Genomic DNA, 18,177 nt, shown 5'->3' with positions numbered 1-18,177 from the left:
AAAATAAATCTGTAATTTTAGAGTAACAAAACATAGATAGGTTTTTAGATTAATAAATTGAATTTCAGTACTTTAATTTACTAAAAATCTATCTTTTTTACTATTAAAACTTATCTAAATATTAATCGAACTCAGGTTAATAAACCCTTTTTGCTAATAGAAAAGTGAAAGCCTACGGCCTTCTTTTTTAATTTCTGTGAGTGGGTAGAATAAATTCTACCCACTCACAGAAACAAAAAAAGCAATTTGCAAGGGCAAATCACTTTTTTTCTAAGTCGGGATGACAGGATTTGAACCTGCGACCACACGACCCCCAGCCGTGTACGCTAACCGGACTGCGCCACATCCCGAATATTTTAGATTTCAAAGAAAATCTTTTGCCGCATATTTATAAAACGGGAAAAAAACCAAAACATATGCTTTGGTTTTTAGTAATATTAAATTATCCTATTCTAATTATATGTTGGTGTTGACACTTCGAATGTTGAATCTTTAGCTGCCAAATAACGTTCTGCATCCAAGGCTGCCATACAACCTGTTCCTGCTGCTGTTACGGCTTGTCTGTATACATGATCTGCTGCATCACCAGACACAAAAACACCCTCAATATTAGTTTTGGATGTTCCAGGTGTGTTAATAATATAACCTGTTTCATCTAATTTTAAAAACCCTTTAAAGATATCTGTGTTAGGTTTATGTCCAATAGCTACAAAAAATCCAGTTGCAGGAATATCATGCTTTTTATTGGTTTGATTGTTAAAAACTCGAACACCAGTTACTACTTGCCCATCTCCTAAAACCTCATCAGTTTCAGTATTGAAAAGTATTTCAATATTTTCAGTATTCTTGACTCTAGAAGCCATTATTTTTGAAGCTCTAAACTCATCTCTACGAACCAACATGGTTACTTTTTTACAAAGCTTTGATAAGTAATGTGCCTCTTCACAAGCTGAATCTCCTGCTCCTACAATAACAACTTCTTGGTTTCTGTAAAAGAATCCGTCACATACAGCACATGCAGAAACACCTCCGCCTAATTTTAAATATTTTTGTTCAGAATCTAAGCCTAAATATTTCGCAGAAGCTCCTGTTGAAATGATAATAGTATCGCAGTGAATTTCTTTTTCTTCATTAACCCAAACTTTATGCACATCTCCAGAAAAATCGACTTTAGTTATCCAACCATCTCGAATATCTGCCTCAAAACGTTCTGCTTGTGCTTGCAATTGCATCATCATTTCTGGCCCTGTAACCCCCTCAGGATAACCCGGAAAGTTCTCAACCTCATTCGTTGTTGTTAACTGCCCCCCTGGTTGCGTACCTTGATACAACACAGGTTTCATGTTAGCTCTAGCTGCATAAATAGCGGCAGTATAACCTGCTGGTCCAGAACCTATAATTAGGCATTTAACTTTTTCTATATTTTCAGACATAGTTTCTATAAATTTTATCTTAACAAAAGTAGAATTTTTGACTATAACCTAACAGAGAAGTTATCAACAGTTTTTATAGTTTAATAATTCTAAATTATATAAATAAATATGTGTTCGTTTTTTATGTAACTTATAGAATACTAACCTTTTAATTTACGTAGTCATGAAAAATTTATTATTAATTGTTTGTATTGTTTTATTTTATTCTTGTAAAGACAATTCAAACTCAGATACGGTAAACAAAAAAGCTTCTAAAACTGATAGTGAAATTAATACTTTAGAAGGTGCTTGGAAGTTAGTAAGTTAACCCGTTGTGCATTTTAAATAATGCTAGTTTTAATATTGTTAATGTTTCTGTCAAATATAAATTTGTTAATATACTGAATCGTTGTTAGGGCGATTATTTTAGATAATATTCTCGTTTTAAATCCTTCAAAAGTCTTTGCTTAGTTGCGTCTTATCATAAACTGGTCTCACAGTTGAGAAAATAATGTTTCTATTATTTTTCTTTTTTACCGAAACAAATAAGGTTGTTTCTTATAATCTTTTTGATTATTTCTCATAGGTGTATTGAGTTTTATATTGCAGGATTCAAACAGATTAAGTTGGATTTTAGCTGATAAGCAACCGCTATCTCCAATTAATGTGCAGTCACGTATTTGCATCTTAATATCTTTTAGATAATTGATGTCGCGTACAGAAGCTAGACTTAAATCTACACTTTGAAAAACGCCATTTACAGAGCAAGCAGAGTGTAATTTATAATCATAGTAAGTAGATTTTTCGCAGCACAAAAAACCCTTGTCAGGGAACGCATAAGCTTCTTCTTTACAGATTTTTGAGCGTGAGATTCGTGATAATTTACATACTTCTAAAGGCATACTATCTACAACGAAATAATTTTCAAACTCATTAAAAAACAGAAGCTAATTTTAATCGAATATCATTGTGCTCATTAGCTAGTTTTCTTCGTCGCCTGTTGTAAACACTGCGCTCAATTCTTGCTAACATATGCTTTAGAAGTTTTCTAAACAAGTTATTCTTACTATCTATTCCCATAAATTCAGCAGTTAGACTCAAACTAATAAGTTCTAAATCGCTAAGCTTTGGTTAACGCCTTTGATGAGTTAAAAGCTGTTCTTTTGATATTTTTCTTAACACTTCTATTCTTTCGTAATTTTCATTTAAGTTGTTTATTATTAATGATTTGTGGTTAAATCAGTTTGCTGATTTTCAGCAATATGGATAACTTTTTTCTTTTAAATCATAATGCACAACGGGTTTCTTTAAATTAGTTATATTCGGCTATTGAATTATCAGTTAGTGACTTTATAAAAGCAATAATAGCCTGAATTTCATTTTTAGTTAAACCTAGACTGCTTGATGGCAAGGTTTGATACGGAACATCCAGACCCATGCCTTGTCCACCACCAAAATTATAAAATTCAAGTACCTGCTCTAAAGTTTCAAAAGCACCATTATGCATGTAAGGAGCTGTCAATTCAATATTTCTAACAGTTGATGTTTTAAAAAAACCTCGTCTTTCTTCGACTTTATAAGGGTAGTACAAGCCAGGGTCTTCATCTAAAAGAGGGTTTTTAAAATCTGTAGTTTTGGTGAGTCCTAAATTTTCGAATTCGGTTTCATCAAATTTTGGTGGTACAGTTCCGTAAAATGCTGGTGGAAAATGACAGGTAGCACATGCTGCTTTTCCCATAAATAAGTTAAAACCTAAAACCTCTTCATTATTTAAAGTATTTTCTAAACCTTGCATATTTCTATCAAATTTAGAATCAAAAGGCGTTAAACTACGTATGTATGTAGCTATCGCATGTCTTATATTCCGATTATTTATTTTCCCTTCGTATAAAGAGTCAAATTGTTGTTTGTAAGCTGGGTTGTTTTGTATTCTTTTCTCTAGTGTATTTAAATCGATATGGAATTCATTTTTATTATTAGCTACACTAACTATCTGCCCTTCAATACCATCTCCGCGTCCATCATAAAAAAAAGTTTTTTGATATACAGCGTAAGAAAGTGAAGGCGTATTACGCAGAAGTGCTTCTCCGTTTAATCCTAAGGCTGTTTTAAGACCATCGGTAAATGCTTTTTCCTTTATATGGCACGTAGCACAGCTTATTGTATTAGAACCAGACAGGCTTTCATCATTAAATAATACCTCGCCTAAAGCAATTCTTTCATCTGAAATTTCTGGAGAATGTGGAGGAGCAAACATTTTTTTATTAAAAAATGATGCTGAAAATATATTGGTACTTGTTGGGTCTAAAGGTCTAGATTTACTTAACTCAATTTTCCAATCTTCAGTTATATTGTTAATTAACTCTAATTGTTTATTTGTATGGTTTTTAATAAATGAATATCTATCGAAAGTATCAAAATCGCTTGTGTCCAAGGTCTTAATAGAGTTATTAATCTCACTCATCCAATTATTATATAGAATAGTGTTAAGCGTATTTTTATAAGTAGAGATAACATATTTTATTGATTCGTAGTTGTATACCGCCTCTCTTAATGAGTTTGCAAGTATAGGTGAATCAAATCCTGTAATCCCTTTAGTAGCAATATTTACAATGGCATCTCTAATCATTTTTAAATGATGTCTGTCGCTTTGGTTATAAATATTGTGATTTTTTCTGATATAGGGAATTCTTGCTTGCAGATAATTGTATATGCTAAATAACTCTTTATGTGAAACATCATCCACTCCAAACAAATATTCTTCAAGTACTTGATAACTTTTAGGTTTAATTTTTTTGATATCTGTATGGTCATCTATTTCTACCTTTAAAAGGTTTGGAGCATTCATAGATAAATAATTTTGATAGTCGTAAGCAATCATTAGCGGTTCTGCTTTCTTATACCATTTTCTACTAAGCAAGAAGTTACTCCTATTTTTTTCTATTGGTTGAAGTGTATCTATCCGGTGGACGTAAAAGGAAGCACTATCTAAGGTTTGAAAATAATACTGTCTAATATTTTCATTAAATATCGACTCTTCGGTAGCAGATATTGTTTTAATAGTTGATATAGTATTTTCTTTTTTACATGATACTATAATTGATGAAGTTAAAAGAACTAATACTAGAATTTTTAGAAATTTCATTTATTAAATATTCAGGTGTTGTTTTAAATATGAAAAGGCTCTCCTTAAGAAAACCTTTTCGATTTATTATTATTATTATTATTATTATTATTATTATTATTATGCTAGACTATCTAGGTAAACCAGTAATTTTAAATAAAAAAGAACCTTCCTTCGCTGCCTCAGATTCAAATATGGCAGTTGGATCGAAGAAGAAACTTCCATCAGCTCTTTGAGCATTATCTGGATTAACATCTGGTCTCCAACCATGTACTTGAGCACCACCTATAAACGTAGATTCTGATGATCCAATAATATCAGTAACATCAATTAAACCGGTAATTTCCCACATAGAACTTGTGTTCCCAATATTCAACCCACTAGCAGTAGTTTGATCACACTCCATGACTTCTTGTAAAGTTCCAGCTGTAATATCATATTGCCATAACTTCGCATAACCAGTAATATCAGAGTTTAATGAAGCATAACCATTTGGATCTTCTTGGATGTAAGCATAGTTTTCTGTAACCATAATATTATCTGGCGAGTGCATACCATCACCAATACCATTTTCTTTATCACCATCAACCACAACAGTTAATTTAGCATCTGCAGTTGGGTTATCTGGGTTTAATTGTAATTTATATACTCTCCCAAAAGTAGTTCCTCTGTTTGCTAAATCTGGGTTATTCGATCTGTACCTTCCAGTAGCATTAAAAAATACATTTCTGTTAGCTGAAGCAGAACCTTTTTGCCAATCTATGTCTTCAATTCTCTGGAAACCTATAGCTTTTAAATCTATAGCTTCTTGATTCAATTCATCAATAGTTCGTTCGTTAACTTTTACCCACTCAACATCGTAATCGGTACCTTCTGACATACCCATTTCAAATAACTGACCTCCAGCTCCTGGTGCAGTTTCTATTGGGTTTTTTCCTTTTAATACGTATAGGTCTCCACCATTTAAATCACCTCTAGATCCAACATACATGGCAAAATGGGCTTCAGGATAAGAATTATTACTATCATCATCTCCCATAAAAACTACAGTTTGACCTGGGTAAGCATCTTTGCCAATTACAACAGCATTTTCAGTAGACCACTCACCAAGAGCAGGTAATCTATCTGCTTCAACACGGTCTTCTTTAGAGCGGAAAGGATTTATTCTATAAACACCTTTAGCATTGCCTCCCCATTCACCACCAGATAGGTATAACGGTCCAAAACCATGCTCCTCAACAGTAATTGAAGAGCCAGAACACATAGCCGTAAAAGCGGTGGCTGTAGAATTTACGATGTAATCCCCTTCAAGTGCTTGTAAATCTGAGTTTAATCTAATTCTTGCAATTGAATAATCTACCTCTAAATTGTTTATGAGTGCATATGTACCATCTCCGTAAGGAAAAAGTGCAGCGCCATCCATATATCCTCCATAGACAAAAGTAGAATCCGTTGGCAGGATATCTTGAGAAGTCATAATCATTGATAAATTTGCGGAAGTAAATTGACCTTTCAATGCAAAGACTGAATTGGGAATTACTGAGGAGATTAACGGCTCCATTTCAGCAACAGTTAAATCTTCACCATCAGCACCATCCATTCCGTCAGCACCATCAACACCATCAGCACCATCAACGCCATCTATACCATTAATTCCATCTTCGCCTTCACAACTAACAAATGTTGTAGTAGTTATAACACTAATTAAAAGTAATAGTACGAGTCTAAATAATTTGTTCATAATCTAAAATTTTTTTGGTTAATTTTTATGCACCAAATTTATAATTAGACTTTGTAAAACTTGTTAAGCTAAGAATGTGGTTTGATTAACTTATGGTTAGTTATAAGTTAAGAAGTTTAACTGAGTATTAATTAAGACATTTTTAAGTTTAATATCATTTGTATTAAAAATGAATGACTATATTTTTTAGATTTATTGAAGTAGAATAACTGTCAATTTACATGTATTTTTAAGCAAACATGCCCTTAAAAAGAAAGTGATTTTAAAAAACCACAGAATTATCAGTACTTGCGATGCAAGATTCATCTGTAAACAGTTGAATAAAGGGATTTAAATTTCTAAAATAAAAAAAAATAAAACCAAAAAGCGAAAATAAATATAGCCTTATTAACATTTAAAGTATTGTGTTCAAGTTGGAACTAATTAAGTTTTAAAAGAATTGGTTTTAAAGGTGTTCTGAAAGGGTGAAAATTTAACTGACACTAAAATAGCTTCTTTATGTAAAAAGGTTAACAATTGAGATTATACTTGATAGTATTTGGTCTGTTTTTTTTAATAATCTCATAACTCGAAGGTCAATGATTCTGGGCCAGTTCTCACCAAATGTAGAACATTTAAGTTTTTTATAGAATTAAATAAAATGTAACCTTAAGTTTTATTTATTGTTAAGCGCGTTTAAAATCTAAGAATTTTTACATCATAGATAACCATAATTTAAAGCGTACTTAAAACGCTTCATTTACTCATTTTGTTATTTAGCGGAAAATTAATTAATCAATAAATTAACAATGAAAAAACACTACGTAATTTTATTCTTTATCTTAATCTTTTCATCTTTTGGATTCGCACAAAATTCTAATATACAAGGTGTTATAACTGATGACAACGGTATTACTGTTCCTGGAGCATCCATTTTAATTGAACAACTAAAAAAAGGCGCAATATCAGATTTTGATGGAAAATTCACTATGGTTGATATTCCTGAAGGCACTTATACATTATTAATTAAGTATTTAGGATATGTGGATTATAAAGAAGAGATTGCTTTAGCAAGCAATGCAACAACAGCAGTTAATATTACTTTAACTTCTAAAAGCACCGAATTAAATGAAGTTCAAATAACTGGTTACTCAATAGGCGGGCAAGCAAGAGCTTTAAACACACAAAAAAATAAAACGAACATTACCAATATTGTTTCAACTGATCAAATTGGTAAATTCCCTGATGCTAATATTGGAGATGCTGTAAAACGTATTCCTGGAATTACAATGCAAGTAGATCAAGGAGAGGCCAGAAATATTATTGTTCGTGGATTATCACCAGAATTAAATTCTGTAACCTTAAATGGTAGTAGGATTCCGTCGGCGGAGGGAGATAACAGAAACATACAAATGGATTTAATTCCGTCTGATATGATTCAAACTATCGAAGTGAATAAAGCAGTAACTCCCGATATGGATGCAGATGCACTTGGTGGTTCTGTTAATTTAATAACCAGAACTTCGCCACAAGGTTTTAGATTGTCTGCAACTGGAGGCTCTGGAGTTAATTATATTACCAATAAAAGAATAATTAATGGCTCTTTTTTATTGGGAGATAGATCTAAAGACGAAAAATTTGGTTGGATGGTTTCTACATCTTTTAATGATAATGATTTTGGTAGTGATAATTTTGAAGCGGAATGGACAGACGAGTTTGATTATAATGCTTTTGATGATGAAGATAATTTAGAAGAATTAGATGTCAATCCTTATGCAAACGTATTCGAAATTCGAGAATATTTGGTTCAACGTATTCGTCGTAGTTTTTCAGCAAATTTTGACTACAAAATAAATGATAATAATAACATTTATTTTAAATCTATTTATAATTGGCGAGACGACCGTGAAAACAGATTCCGTTTAGAACACGAAATTTTAGATGGTGAAGACATTGAACCTGGAGATTTTACAATTGATGGAAATGGTAATTTAACATCATTTCCTGTAGAAGTCAAAAGACAATCAAAAGGAGGTATTGACAATCAACGCAGTAAAAACAGACGTTTAGAAGACCAACGGATGTTCAATTTCAGTTTAGGTGGTGAGCACTTAGCGAATACATTACAAATAGACTGGATGGCATCATTTGCAAAAGCTTCAGAAGAACGTTTAAACGAACGTTATTTGGAGTATGAAAGTGAGTATACTATTAATTTTAACAACGATTCTGAGTTTCCTTTATCCACACCTGTAATTGCTGCTGCTAATTATAATGATTTTGAATTCGGGGAATTAACAGAGGAAAACCAATATACCGAGGAAGAGGATTTTAACATGTTTGTAAATTTTCAATTACCTCTAAAATTATTTAATCAAGAAAACGGTTTTTTAAAATTTGGTGTAAGAGGTAGATTTAAAAATAAAAACAGAGATAATAATTTTATGGAATACAGTCCACTGAATGGTGGTTTTGATGAATTAGGATTTGTTCCTACTCGCGATTATTCTGATTCTAATTATCTAGCAGGAAGTCAATACGCAGTTGGTACTTTTGCTACACCTGAATTTTTAGGCGGATTAAATTTAAATGATACATCTCTTTTTGAAAGTGAAGATGTGCCAGACGAATATTTACGCGCAAATTTTGATGTGGAAGAAAATGTATTTGCAGGTTATGCAATGGCAAGTCAAAAACTTTCTGAAAAATTAAATGTACTTTTTGGCCTAAGAATAGAAACTACAAAAATTAGAGCAACTGGAAATCAAATTGAAGACGAAGAGAGTGTAATTGATCAAATAACCGATGAGAGTTCTTATACGAATGTGCTTCCTGGGATTCATTTTAAATACAATTTAACGGATGCAACTATTTTTAGATTTGCTTGGACTAATACTTTAGCAAGACCAAATTATGCAGATTTAGTACCAACACTAGATGTTGTATTAAGTGACGAAGAGGTTTTTGTAGGAAATTCAGAATTAAACCCTACAACATCTATGAATTTTGATGTTATGGCTGAACATTATTTTAAAAGTGTAGGAATTATTTCAGGAGGTGTATTTTATAAAAAGATAAATGATTTTATTTACACCTTCCAGACAGAAACTACTGATGATTCTTTTGGCACAGGTACTACTGGGTTTGATGTATTCCAACCTTTAAATGGTGATGACGCCTCTGTTTTTGGTTTTGAATTTGCATTTCAAAGAAAGCTAGATTTTTTACCAGGATTTGCTAAAAACTTTAGTGTTTATTTAAATTATACACACTTAACATCTGACGCCAATGGTATTAGAAATGAAGATGGTGATGAACGAACTGATTTAGATTTGCCAAATACGGCACCTAACATGTTTAATGCTTCTTTAGCTTATGATAGCAAAAGGTTAAGTTTACGTTTATCTGCTAACTATTCTGATTCTTATGTAGATGAAATTGGTGGGAATACTTTTGAAGATAGGTATTATGATGAACAATTCTTTCTAGACTTTAATGCTAATTTTTCAATAAATCAAAACTTAAGCTTATACGCTGGATTAAATAATATTACAGATCAACCGTTACGTTATTTTCAAGGTGTAAAACAAAGAACCATGCAAGCAGAATATTACGGAAGACGCTTCACTCTTGGTTTAAAGTATGATTTATTTAAAAGTAAAAACAAGTAGTTTTTATGAGGTATATATTTATAATAATAGGATTACTGGTGGTTTCATGCGGAAAAAAGTTGCCTGTAATAGCACCAGATGTAATTACAGAAAAGACCTTGCATGACACCGATGATCCTTCTATTTGGATTAACAAAACAAATCCAGAAGAAAGCATCGTTTTTGGAACAGATAAAGATGAATTTAATGGTGGCGTTTATGCCTTTAATTTAGACGGAAAGATCATTAAAGAAAAAAGCATCATAGGAATAAGATACCCAAATAATGTGGATGTGGAATATGGTTTTGCTTTAACAGATTCTACTTCGACGGATATTATGGTGTTTTCAGAAAGAGAAAAGCATCAAATACGACTGTTTTCTATTCCAGATATGAAACCATTGGATAATGGAGGCTTTAAAGTTTTTGAGGACGAAACAGCTATTGAAATGAAACGACCCATGGGAGTTTCAATTTATAAAAACCCTAAAACAGGACAAGTTTCAGTTTTTGTAAGTAGAAAAAACGGTCCAAAAAAAGGATATTTATACCAATACGAATTGGTTTCAGATTCTTTAGGAGTTAAAGCTAATTTAATCAGAAAGTTAGGAGCATTTAGTGGAAAAAAGGAAATAGAAGCTATTGCGGTTGATGACGAAAAGGGTATTCTTTATTATTCTGATGAAGGCTATGGAATCCATAAATATTACGCAAACCCATTAAAAGGAGACAAAGAAATATATTGCTTTGGTGTAGAGTATTTTAAAGAGGATATTGAAGGTATAGCTATTGCGAAATATGATAATAAATCTTTTTTAATAATTTCAAATCAGCAAGCAAACACGTTTAATATTTTTGATGCTGATACAACCGTTTTTATAAAAGAGATTAATTTAGGCACTATTGAAACTGATGGTTGTGATTTAACTATGTCAGCTTTAGGAAACAAATTTCCTAATGGACTATTTGTAAGTATGAATGATGAAAAGAACTTCTTTTTCCATGATTTAACAAAGCTTAAACTGCTAGATTAGATTTTTTTTATTGTTACATCTATGATATGGACTTACTATATTAGACTGGACATTCCTTATTTGGTATTACACCGCTGGAGAAAAGAATCAAAAAAATATGTTAAGAACAGTTTTTCAAGGTCGAGGCAAACCAAAATTAACATTATAACAAAAAGAAATAGTTCTATTAAAGAAACAGTTAAAAGATATTTCAGAAGAACATGAGATATTAAAAAAGGTGGTGAGCAAAATACCCAAAAACAGTGTTTTCTCCTCTTAATATCAAATCTCCAAGAGCGACAAGTGAAATTTAGGTTTATAAAACATCAAAAATTTAAGTTTATAGTCGAGAAGGTGTGTAACGTTTTAAAAGTTAGCACTAGTGGCTATTATAGTTGGTTAAAGGCTAAGGTTTCAAAACTTTGTTTATACAATAAGAAACTATCAGAATTAATTACCAGTATTTTTAAAAATAGTTTTGAGAGTTATGGCCCACCAAGAATAAAAACAGCATTAGAAAAGTTAGGACATTATATTTACAGACCTAGAGCAGCTAAATTAATTAAAGTCAATGGTTTATTTGCTAGAAGAAAACGTAAATTTAAGACAGCAACAAATAGTAATCATAAATACCCTATTGCTGCTAATATTCTAAATCAAAACTTTAAAGTATCCAGAATAAATCAAGTATAGGTATCAGAAATCACTTTCATATAAAACAATAATGGATTATGATTCTTCATATGTTAAACTTAAAATGAAAAAAACCTGAAAATCATACGATTAACAGGTTTTTAACATAGATTGATATACTATTTGTCGGGGTGGCAGGATTCGAACCTGCGGCCTCCACGTCCCAAACGTGGCGCGATAACCGGGCTACGCTACACCCCGAATAGTTATCTAGTAACAGGGTGCAAATATAGTTTATTTATTCATTTACCTATAACTATTTTAAAAAAAAATCTTGTTTAAAAACAATATCTTAGCCACTTTAATTTATTCGATTTTAACTGTGCTCCATATAAAAAAAAGTATTTTCATTTTTGCCATTTTAGGATTAGTTTTAACTAGTAATAGTCAATCAAAGATAGTAGGGAAAATAATTGAAAGTGATAATAATATCCCCTTAGAAGGTGTCGAAATAATTAATATAGACACAAAAAAAAGTATAACTTCAAAAATAGATGGTGGTTTTGAAATTTTTAATGAAGGTATATACTCATTCAATAAAAAAGGGTACGTCATTAAAAGTTTAAATTTAATTTTTAACCAATATTACATTATCCAACTAGAACTAAAGCCCTCGGAATTAAACGAAGTTATTGTACACTCAAATCATATTCCTAAAGCACTAAAAAAAGCAACAGCTTCTATCACTGTCATTACTTCAAAAGACATTAAACGTTCAAACAATATAAATTTTGCACCAATTTTGAATAGAGTTCCTGGTGTCTTTATGCAGAGTGGAGCACTTAACACCAACAGAATTACTATAAGAGGTATAGGGGCCAGAAACCTTTTTGGTACTTCAAAAATTAGAGCCTATTTTAAAGATATTCCTTTAACAAATGGTAGTGGAGAAACTAATATTGAAGATTTTGAATTGGCTTCAATGTCTCAATTCGAAATTATTAAAGGTCCTGCTTCAAGTATTTATGGCGCAGGTCTTGGTGGCGTTATTCAATTAAAACCTAAAAATGCATTGTTAAATCAAACTCATTTAAATACGGAATTTTCTTTTGGTTCTTTCGGCCTTAATAAAGGTATTATTAACGTAAATCATGGTTCAAAAAAAAACAGTTTAAGAGCTGTATACAGCAATACCCAAAGCAATGGTTATCGTGAAAATAATGAATATAATAGGCAAACCTTTACTCTTCATACGAACCATTTTTTAAGTAAAAAAAGCGAACTATCATTTTTAACAAGCTATGTTGATTTAAAAGCGTTTATACCCAGTTCTATTAATGAAACCGATTATCTAAACAATCCTGAATCGGCAGCATTCACCTGGAAACAAGCTCAAGGTTTTGAAGACTCCAAACGAGGAGTTTTTGGCATATCTTTAAATCAGGATTACAGTAGCAATTTAAAACACACATCGAGCATATTTACATCATTTAACAATGCTTACGAACCGAGACCTTTCAATATCTTAAAAGAAAACACATTTGCAATTGGTATTAGAAGTCGTTTATTAGGAAAGTCTAGATTGTTTAGTAAAAATATGAATTGGACTTTAGGTGGAGAACTTTTTAGAGACACATACAACTATAAAACTTTTGAAAATTTATATAACGATTTTCCAACTGGCACCGGAAGTGTTATGGGGAATCAATTATCAAACTTTAAAGAAAAAAGAAACTATTACAATATTTTTGCTGAAACTAATTTTGAAACTTCAAACAGAACAACAATAACATTAGGTGTAAATCTAAACAAAACAGCATATAATTTAGAAGATAATTTTATAACTTCAGCTGAAAACCCAGATCAGTCAGGTGCATTCAAATTCAAAAATATAGCCTCTCCAAAACTCGGCGTATCTCATTTAATCTCAAAAAACTTTAGTATTCATTCAAGTATAAGCCATGGTTTCTCTCCTATCACTCTAAATGAGACACTATTACCAAACGGACAAATAAACACAAACTTAAAGCCCGAAACTGGTTGGAACTATGAAATAGGGACACGTGGTACAACTTTAAAAAACAAGTTACAATATAGTGCGTCAATATATCGGTTAGATATAAAAAATCTATTGGTTTCAAGAAGAACAGCACAAGACGAGTTTATAAGTGTTAATGCCGGAAGTACACAACATGATGGATTAGAATTGGCATTAAATTATAATTGGTTTCAAAAAGAAAGTCTATCTATTAATTCGTTTATGAATTACACACACAATAATTTCATATTTAAAAAATTTATTGAAAATACCAATGATTTCTCTGGAAATAATTTAACTGGAGTTCCGAAAAATATTCTTAATGCTGGAATTGACTTTGATTTAGCTTTTGGTATTTACGGGAATATCAATTATCAATATGTTGGAAGCATGCCAATAACGGATAGTAATAGCTTATATTCAGACAACTACAGTTTAACTAATTTAAAATTCGGGTATCAAGCAAATTTAAATAAAACGCTAAAATTAAATATTTTCTTTGGAGTAAATAATATCTTTAACGAGCAATATGCCTCACAAATATTAATAAATGCATCTGGCTTTGGCGGTAATGCTCCAAGGTACTTTTACCCTGGAAATCCCGTAAATTATTTTTCAGGATTACATGTAAATTATGTATTTTAATGTAACTTTAAATCAAAATTACTTCTAATGAAAAAGATGTATTCCATAATCACTTTAGTATTCATCACCTGTTTTGGATGTGCGCAACAAACCGAATCGGAAATAAATGCAGAAGAACCAACAGATTTAAAATATACCACAGAATTAGTTGTACCAGAATTAAACATTCCGTGGGGCATGACCTTTTTACCAGATAACAGCATGGTTATTACTGAAAAATCAGGAGAATTAATTCATTTTAAAAATGGTACAAAAACTAATATTGAAGGTGTCCCTGAAATATATGTACGTGGTCAAGGCGGTTTTTTAGATATTAAAACACACCCAAATTATAAAAATAACGGTTGGATTTATATGACATACAGTTCTGCGGAAGGCGAAGGTGATGGTGGTAATACTGCCTTGGCAAGAGCAAAGTTAAATGACATTACTTTAGTAGATTTTGAAGTACTTTACAAAGCTGAATTAAATACTAAAAAAGGACAACATTGGGGTTCTAGGATTGAATTTGATGATGATGGTTATTTATATTTCTCCATTGGAGACCGAGGTAATAGAGATGTTAATCCCCAAGATATCACCAGAGATTGTGGTAAAATATATAGGTTAAATGATGACGGATCCGTCCCTCAAGACAATCCTTTTGTAAATGAATCAGGGGCAAAAACCGCTATTTTCAGTTACGGGCATCGCAATCCACAAGGCATGGTAAAAAATCCATTCACAGGAGCTATTTGGATAAACGAACATGGACCAAAAGGAGGTGACGAAATTAATATTATTCAAAAAGGAAAAAACTATGGTTGGCCAGTAATATCTTACGGAATTAATTATAGCGGCACATCATTTACCGAGATTACCGAAAAAGAAGGTATGGAACAACCCCTGTTCTATTGGGTACCTTCCATTGCTCCTAGTGGAATGGCTATTGTTTCTTCAGATAAATACCCAAATTGGAAAGGAAACCTATTAGTTGGCTCTTTAAAATTTAGCTACCTAGAGCGCTTGATTTTAGAAAATGAAAAAGTAGTGAAACGAGAAAAATTATTTGAAGGTATTGGTCGTGTTAGGAATGTTTTGCAAGCTCCCGATGGTAATATTTATATAGCCTTTGAAGGAAAAGGTATTTACAAAATAGTCTCAAAATAATTAGAACAAAAAAAATGAACAGATGAAATTATTTATTACTTACTTTTTAGCAATCATATCATTATTCATATTAAACTCAAACACATACACATACAGCTGTCAAACAGATCCTCTAAAAGAAAGCATCGCACGAGGAAGTGAAATCTACACTGATTTTTGCGTCTCATGCCACTTACCCAGCGGCGAAGGTGTTGCAAACATTTATCCGCCATTAGCAAAGTCGGATTTCCTCATTCAAAAACGAGAAGAAAGTATTAGAGGGATTAAATATGGGCAAGAAGGGGAAATTATTGTAAACGGAAAAACTTATAACAGTAATATGGCCGCTTTAGGTTTAAGTGATGATGAAGTTGCGGATGTCATGAATTATATTACAAATAGCTGGGGAAACAAAAACAACAAAATAGTTACTGAAGAAGAAGTTTCAAGGATTAAAAAATAAGAGCAATTCTCTACAAATGATTTTACATTAACTAACTTTGTAAAAAGCCAATTAAACAACAAATCATGCTAATTTTAGGAATCGCAGGTGGCACAGGTTGCGGAAAAACTACTGTTGTAAACCAAATACTAAATGAACTTCCAGAAGGAGAAGTTGGCGTAATATCACAAGATTCTTATTATAAGGATACATCGCATTTATTATATGATGAGCGCGTTAAAATTAATTTTGACCATCCAAGATCTATAGATTTTGATTTATTAGTATTACAATTAAAAGCACTAAAAAAAGGCAAGCCTATTCATCAACCAGTGTATTCTTTTGTAAAACATAATCGAACTGGAGATACCATTTTAACACATCCTAGAAAAGTAATGATTGTTGAAGGTATTTTGATACTTACAAATCCAGAATTAAGGGACATGTTTGATATTAAAATATTTGTTCATGCCGATAGCGATGAACGCCTAATAAGACGCTTAAAACGTGATATTTCTGAAAGAGGAAGAGATTTAAATGAAGTTTTAAACAGATACCAAACCACCCTAAAACCCATGCATAATCAGTTTATAGAACCTATGAAAGAGTATGCAGATATCATAATTCCTAACAACAAACACAATACAGTTGCTATAGATATAGTTAGAACTATAATAACCGAAAAATTATAATATGGCACTTCCTAGCAACAAATACCTAAAACCTTTTAAAAATATATTCGTACTTATTTTAGTAGTATTTGTGATTTGGATGCTGTTTTTTGATGCCAATTCATGGCTCATCCACCACGAGTTAAATACCGAAGTTGACGATTTAGAAAACGAAAAAGAGTATTATAGAAAGGAAATTGAAAAAGACAAAAAAGACTTAAAAAAGATAAGTACAGAGGACGGTTTAGAGAAATTTGCAAGAGAGGAGTATTACATGAAACGGGAGAATGAAGAAATTTACATTATTGAATATGAAGATAGCTTAAAAACCAAAAATGATGAGTAACAATTTGTTTGATACTTTTAATGCCGTGTCTTCAAAACAATGGAAACAAAAAATACAGTTCGATTTAAAAGGAGCTGACTACAACGATACGCTTATTTGGAAAAACAATGAAGATATTGATGTAAAGCCGTTTTATCATGCTGACGACTTTAAGACATTACCAAACATACCAAAAACAAAAGCAACGCAATGGAAAGTTTGTCAATCTATTTTTGTTGCAGATGTTAATAAATCAAATTTAAAAGCTATTGATATCATTGAAAGAGGCGCTGAAAGTATTGATTTTATTATACCTACTGAAGATATATCAATCAAAAATTTAATTAAAAATATTGATTCAGAAACCGTACTTCTACATTTTAATTTACTATTTCTTTCTGAAGCATTCACAAATAATTTGAATACATTATTACCTCATGCTAAAATAAATATAGATTGTATTAGCCAATTAGCTAAAACCGGAAATTGGTTTAAAAGTTTGAATGATGATTTTAAAACATTCAAAAATATCACAAAAAAAACGTCATCTATAAGTGTTAACTGTTCTCTATATCAAAATGCAGGTGCGACAATGGTACAGCAATTGGCATATGCCTTAGCGCATGCCAATGAGTATTTAAATTTTCTAGAAAGTTCTGAAATAAAATCACCATCACTAAAAGTCATATTTCATATTTCGGTTGGAACAAATTACTTTTTTGAAATCGCCAAATTAAGAGCCTTAAGAACGTTATGGAAATCACTAGCCTCTGAATATGAAATAAATACAGTTTGTGAAATCATGACAACCCCAACAACACGTAACAAAACACTTTACGATTATAACACAAATATGTTGCGTACAACTACGGAGTGTATGAGTGCTATTCTTGGAGGCGCGAATACAATTTGCAACTTACCGTATGATTCTATCTATCATAAAAGCAACGAATTTGGCGAACGCATTTCAAGGAATCAATTATTAATTTTGAAACACGAAAGTTATTTTAATAAAGTTAACAATCCTTCTGATGGTTCTTATTACATTGAGAGTTTAACAAGTCAACTTTCAGAAAAAGCACTAGAATTATTTAAAAATATTGAATCAAACGGAGGCTTTTTAAAACAGTTAAAACAAGGCACAATTCAAAGAAAAATAAAAGAAAGTGCAACTAAAGAGCAAAACCAATTTAATAAAGGTGAAACGGTTTTAATTGGAACAAATAAACACCCAAATACTAATGACAAAATTAAAGATGACCAAGACCTCTATCCTTTCGTTAAAACCAACAAAAGAAAAACATTAATTGAACCTATTATAGAACAAAGATTATCAGAACATTTAGAACAAAACCGATTAAAAAATGAAGATTAAA

The 18,177-nt window shown here is 31.4% G+C and carries 13 protein-coding genes, 2 tRNA genes and 1 pseudogene; 10 read left to right on the top strand and 6 right to left on the bottom strand.

Annotated elements, in window-relative coordinates; genetic code table 11:
• Nucleotides 1-275: 275 nt before the first annotated feature.
• Nucleotides 276-350 (bottom strand) — tRNA-Pro (locus P8K68_RS08145).
• A 102-nt stretch (nt 351-452) separates the two neighbouring features.
• Nucleotides 453-1,433: a thioredoxin-disulfide reductase gene (gene trxB / locus P8K68_RS08140; RefSeq protein WP_300249381.1), complete on the bottom strand. Its 981-nt coding sequence runs from the start codon at nt 1,431-1,433 to the stop codon at nt 453-455.
• Between the two features lie 163 nt (nt 1,434-1,596).
• On the opposite strand from trxB, the gene P8K68_RS08135 reads away from it, so the two are divergent.
• Nucleotides 1,597-1,740, top strand: a complete 144-nt coding sequence (locus tag P8K68_RS08135) for a hypothetical protein (RefSeq protein ID WP_300249380.1) — start codon at nt 1,597-1,599, stop codon at nt 1,738-1,740.
• A 13-nt stretch (nt 1,741-1,753) separates the two neighbouring features.
• On the opposite strand, the pseudogene P8K68_RS08130 reads toward P8K68_RS08135, so the two are convergent.
• From P8K68_RS08130 to P8K68_RS08120, 3 genes and pseudogenes are all read right to left on the bottom strand, one after another.
• Nucleotides 1,754-2,630 (bottom strand): annotated as a pseudogene (locus P8K68_RS08130) (IS982 family transposase).
• Between the two features lie 94 nt (nt 2,631-2,724).
• Entirely contained in the window at nt 2,725-4,557 is a 1,833-nt protein-coding gene (locus P8K68_RS08125) for a cytochrome c peroxidase (protein WP_300249377.1), read from the bottom strand.
• Between the two features lie 109 nt (nt 4,558-4,666).
• The gene (locus P8K68_RS08120; RefSeq protein WP_300249375.1) at nt 4,667-6,277 is read right to left on the bottom strand and encodes a phosphatase; all 1,611 of its coding nucleotides are present in this window, start codon (nt 6,275-6,277) and stop codon (nt 4,667-4,669) included.
• 788 nt (nt 6,278-7,065) lie between these two features.
• Between P8K68_RS08120 and P8K68_RS08115 the strand changes: the two genes are divergently transcribed.
• The 3 genes from P8K68_RS08115 to P8K68_RS08105 all read left to right on the top strand — a co-directional run bounded on the left by P8K68_RS08115 (nt 7,066) and on the right by P8K68_RS08105 (nt 11,612).
• Nucleotides 7,066-9,927 carry a TonB-dependent receptor gene (locus tag P8K68_RS08115; protein WP_300249373.1) on the top strand — a complete coding sequence of 954 codons (2,862 nt, stop codon included), beginning with the start codon at nt 7,066-7,068 and terminating at the stop codon, nt 9,925-9,927.
• 5 nt (nt 9,928-9,932) lie between these two features.
• Nucleotides 9,933-10,940 (top strand): phytase, encoded by a 1,008-nt coding sequence (locus P8K68_RS08110; RefSeq protein ID WP_300249370.1) that lies wholly within the window; start codon nt 9,933-9,935, stop codon nt 10,938-10,940.
• A 282-nt stretch (nt 10,941-11,222) separates the two neighbouring features.
• Complete coding sequence (locus P8K68_RS08105; RefSeq protein WP_300249367.1) at nt 11,223-11,612, top strand: IS3 family transposase; 390 nt, start codon at nt 11,223-11,225, stop codon at nt 11,610-11,612.
• A 126-nt stretch (nt 11,613-11,738) separates the two neighbouring features.
• On the opposite strand, the gene P8K68_RS08100 is transcribed toward P8K68_RS08105, so the two are convergent.
• Nucleotides 11,739-11,813 (bottom strand) — tRNA-Pro (locus P8K68_RS08100).
• 121 nt (nt 11,814-11,934) lie between these two features.
• On the opposite strand from P8K68_RS08100, the gene P8K68_RS08095 reads away from it, so the two are divergent.
• From P8K68_RS08095 to P8K68_RS08070, 6 genes are all read left to right on the top strand, one after another.
• Nucleotides 11,935-14,235 carry a TonB-dependent receptor gene (locus P8K68_RS08095; protein ID WP_300249364.1) on the top strand — a complete coding sequence of 767 codons (2,301 nt, stop codon included), beginning with the start codon at nt 11,935-11,937 and terminating at the stop codon, nt 14,233-14,235.
• A 27-nt stretch (nt 14,236-14,262) separates the two neighbouring features.
• The gene (locus P8K68_RS08090; RefSeq protein WP_300249362.1) at nt 14,263-15,384 is read left to right on the top strand and encodes a PQQ-dependent sugar dehydrogenase; all 1,122 of its coding nucleotides are present in this window, start codon (nt 14,263-14,265) and stop codon (nt 15,382-15,384) included.
• 22 nt (nt 15,385-15,406) lie between these two features.
• Complete coding sequence (locus tag P8K68_RS08085) at nt 15,407-15,826, top strand: cytochrome c (protein WP_300249361.1); 420 nt, start codon at nt 15,407-15,409, stop codon at nt 15,824-15,826.
• A gap of 65 nt (nt 15,827-15,891) precedes the next feature.
• Nucleotides 15,892-16,497, top strand: coding sequence for a uridine kinase (gene udk, locus P8K68_RS08080; protein ID WP_300249359.1), 606 nt, complete (start codon nt 15,892-15,894; stop codon nt 16,495-16,497).
• A 1-nt stretch (nt 16,498) separates the two neighbouring features.
• Nucleotides 16,499-16,822, top strand: a complete 324-nt coding sequence (locus P8K68_RS08075; RefSeq protein WP_300249357.1) for a septum formation initiator family protein — start codon at nt 16,499-16,501, stop codon at nt 16,820-16,822.
• Nucleotides 16,815-18,176 (top strand): methylmalonyl-CoA mutase subunit beta, encoded by a 1,362-nt coding sequence (locus tag P8K68_RS08070; protein WP_300249356.1) that lies wholly within the window; start codon nt 16,815-16,817, stop codon nt 18,174-18,176. The genes P8K68_RS08075 and P8K68_RS08070 overlap by 8 nt, the downstream gene beginning before the upstream one ends.
• Nucleotide 18,177 lies beyond the last annotated feature (1 nt).

The sequence above is a fragment of the Algibacter sp. genome, assembly GCF_029245835.1.
Lineage (GTDB): Bacteria > Bacteroidota > Bacteroidia > Flavobacteriales > Flavobacteriaceae > Algibacter_B.
Note: the sequence above shows the minus strand (reverse complement) of the source record. Positions and strands in the feature narration are given on the sequence as shown.